A 3,152-nucleotide genomic window follows, 5' to 3' on the forward strand; every position below is an offset into this window, starting at 1 on the left:
AACGCCACCAACAGCTCCGGACCACGCCCCAGACACACCCCCACCAGGACGTCCGGACCGATCCCCAGACCCACCAGGCGATGCGCCAGCCGGTTCGCCCGCACCTCCAACTCCCCGAACGACACCTCCCGGTCACCCTGCACCACCGCCACGGCCTCGGGACACAGCCGCGCCCGCTCCCCCACCAGCTCATGCACCAGCACCGGCACACCCAGGTCGACGGAGTTGTCGTTCCACTCGTGGACGATGCGGTGGTGGGCTTCGGCGGTGAGGACGGCGAGGTCGCTGACCGCTGAGGCGGGCCGGGCGACGGCGTCGGCGATCAACGTGGTGAGGGACTCGACGATCCGGCCGGCGGTGGCGGGCTCGAAGAGGTCCGTGGCGAACTCGAGGACTCCGGACAACGACTCGCCGTCGTCCTCCGCGTACAGCAGGAGGTCGAACTTCGCGGAGACCGACGGCACGGTGTACAGGTCGGTGCGCAGACCGGTGAAGTGGTCGGCGCCGTCGCCGGCGTCGCGGAAGTTGATCGCGGCCTGGAAGAACGGGGTGCGTCCGGGCTCCCGGGGCGGACGCAGTTCCTCGACCAGGCGGTCGAAGGGCAGGTCCTGATGGTCGAGGCCGGCCAGCACGCGTTCGTGGGTCGCCTCGAGAGCCCGGGTGAACGCGGGGTCGCCGCTGAAGTCGGCGCGCATGACGAGTGTGTTGACGAAGAAGCCGATCAGGTTCTCCACGCCGCGTGCGACCCGGCCGTCGACCACGCATCCAACGGCGATGTCGTCCTGTCCGCTGTAGCGGTGCAGGACGGTCTGCCATGCTGTGAGCAGTGCCGTGAACACGGTGGTGCCATGCCGGCGGGCCAGCTCGCGCAGTCCGTTCGCCGTCTCGGCCGGCAGGACGAAGGGCACGGTGGCGCCGCGGCCGGAGGGGTTCGCGGGGCGCGGCCGGTCGGTGGGGAGCTCCAGCGGCGACTGGTCGCGCAAGGCCTGGCGCCAATAGGCGAGTTGCCGCTCGCCCTCCCCCTGCTCGAGCAGGTCGTGCTGCCAGTGCGCGTAGTCGGCGTACTGCACCTCCAGTGCGGGTACGGCGGCCTCACCGCCGGTGGCGCGGGCCTCGTAGTGCGCGGCGAGCTCCCTGAGGAACACGTCGTAGGAGACACCGTCGAAGGCGATGTGGTGGATGACGACGAGGAGGACGTGTACGTCGTCCGCGGTCCGCGCGAGGAGGATCCGCAGCGGGCACTCGGCGGTGAGGTGGAACGGCTCGTCGACTCCGGTCCTCGCCCACTGGGCCAGGGCGGCCTCCGGATCGGGGTCGTCGCGCAGGTCGTGGTACGCCAGCGGGATGTCGGCCTGCTCGCGGACCACTTGGGCGGGCTCACCCTGCGGGTCGACGGTGAGGACGGAGCGCAGGACCTCGTGACGGTCGACGACGTCGAGCACCGCGTGGTGCAGGGCGGACCGGTCGAGGGCGCCGTGCAGGCGCAGGCCGACCGGCACGTGATAGGCGCCGCGGTCGGTGAGGTGCTGGTCGACGATCCACATGCGGCGCTGGGCCGCGGAGAGGCGGACGGCGCCGTCGGTGCTCGGCCTCGGTGTGAGGCGGGGCGCGCGGGCAGGCGCGGCCCGGGTCACCGCCTCGGCGAGTGTGCGGACCGTGCGGGCCGTGAACAGGGTCCGCAGCGGGAGGTCGGCGTTCGTCCGTTCCCGCAGCCGCGCCGCGACCCGGCTGACGAGCAGGGAGTGGCCGCCGAGCTCGAAGAAGTCCGCATCACGGCCGACGGCGGGCAGGCCCAGGACCTCGGCCCACACGTCCGCCACGGTCCGCTCGGCCGGTCCGCGCGGTGTGTCCGACGCGGCCGTCGCGTCGGTCGGCGCGGGCAGGGGCAGGGCCCGGCGGTCGATCTTGCCGTTCGGGTCGAGCGGGAACGCGTCGAGGCGGACGAACGCCCAGGGAACCATGTACGCGGGCAGATGCCGTTCGACGTGCCGGCGCAGCGCGGCGGTGTCGCCGCCGTCGGAGTCTTCCCCGGCGGGCACGACGTAGGCGATGAGCCGCCGGTCGTCGGGACCGTGGTCGTGGACGGTGACGAGGCAGTGGGAGACCGACGGGTGGCGCAGCAGGCACGTCTCGATCTCGCCGGGTTCGATGCGGTAGCCCCGCACCTTGACCTGTTTGTCGAGACGGCCGAGGAAATCGAGCGCGCCGTCGGGGAGCAGGCGTACCCGGTCGCCGGTGCGGTAGACGCGTTCGCCCGGCACGAAGGGGTCGGGCAGGAAGCGCTCGGCGGTGGCCGCGGGCGCGTTGAGGTAGCCGCGCGCCAGCCGGGTCCCGCCGATGTACAGCTCGCCCGGCGCCCCGGGGGGCAGGGGGCGCAGGTCCTCGTCGAGGATGTAGCAGCGGCTGTCTCCGACGGGCCGCCCCAGCGGGATGGGCCGGTGGGTCGTCTCCGCGGTGACCCGGGGGTGGATGCAGGTGAACGTGGTGCACTCGGTGGGGCCGTAGCTGTTGCCCACCCAGGTGTCCGGGAGAGCCGCCACGGCCCGTCGCACATGGGCGGGCGACAGCACGTCACCGCCGGTCAGGAGCCTGCGCACGCCTCGGAAGGCGTCGAGGTCCTCCTCGGTGATCTGGTTGAACAGTCCCACGGTGAGGGACAGCACCGTCACCGCGTGCCGGGTGACAGCGGTGCGTACCGCGTCAGCAGTGAGCGGGCCGGGGGGCAGCATCGCGACGCGTGCGCCCTCGAAGAGGCTGCACCACAGCTCGTAGGTGGCCACGTCGAAGGGAAGGGGCGCCAGTGCGAGGACGGTGTCCTCGCTGGTGATGCCGCTCCAGTCGGGCCGGGTCCAGAACCCCTGGACCGCACGGTGGGTGGCCGCGACGCCCTTGGGCCGGCCGGTGGAGCCGGAGGTGTAACTGATGTACGCGAGATGGTCGGGGTCCGTGTCGGTGCGGGGAGGGGTCGCGGCCAGGTCCGCGGCGGAGTGCTCCAGTTCGTCCAGGAGCAGCTTCGGGGTGCCGGCGGCAGGCGGCACCGCGCTCGCGTGAGCGTCGTCGGTGATGACGACACGAGCGCCGGTGTCCTGCTGGATGTACCGCAACCGCTCCACCGGATACTCCGGATCCAGCGGCACGTACGCACCACCGGC

1 protein-coding gene is annotated in these 3,152 nt (G+C 72.5%); it reads right to left on the bottom strand.

The window, feature by feature from the left end:
• Positions 1-3,137 (bottom strand): non-ribosomal peptide synthetase (locus IE172_RS34120; protein WP_229886747.1); only part of this gene is annotated, 3,137 nt, incomplete at its 3' end.
• Positions 3,138-3,152: the final 15 nt, after the last annotated feature.

This window comes from Streptomyces griseoflavus, from assembly GCF_014649995.1.
Lineage (GTDB): Bacteria > Actinomycetota > Actinomycetes > Streptomycetales > Streptomycetaceae > Streptomyces > Streptomyces griseoflavus.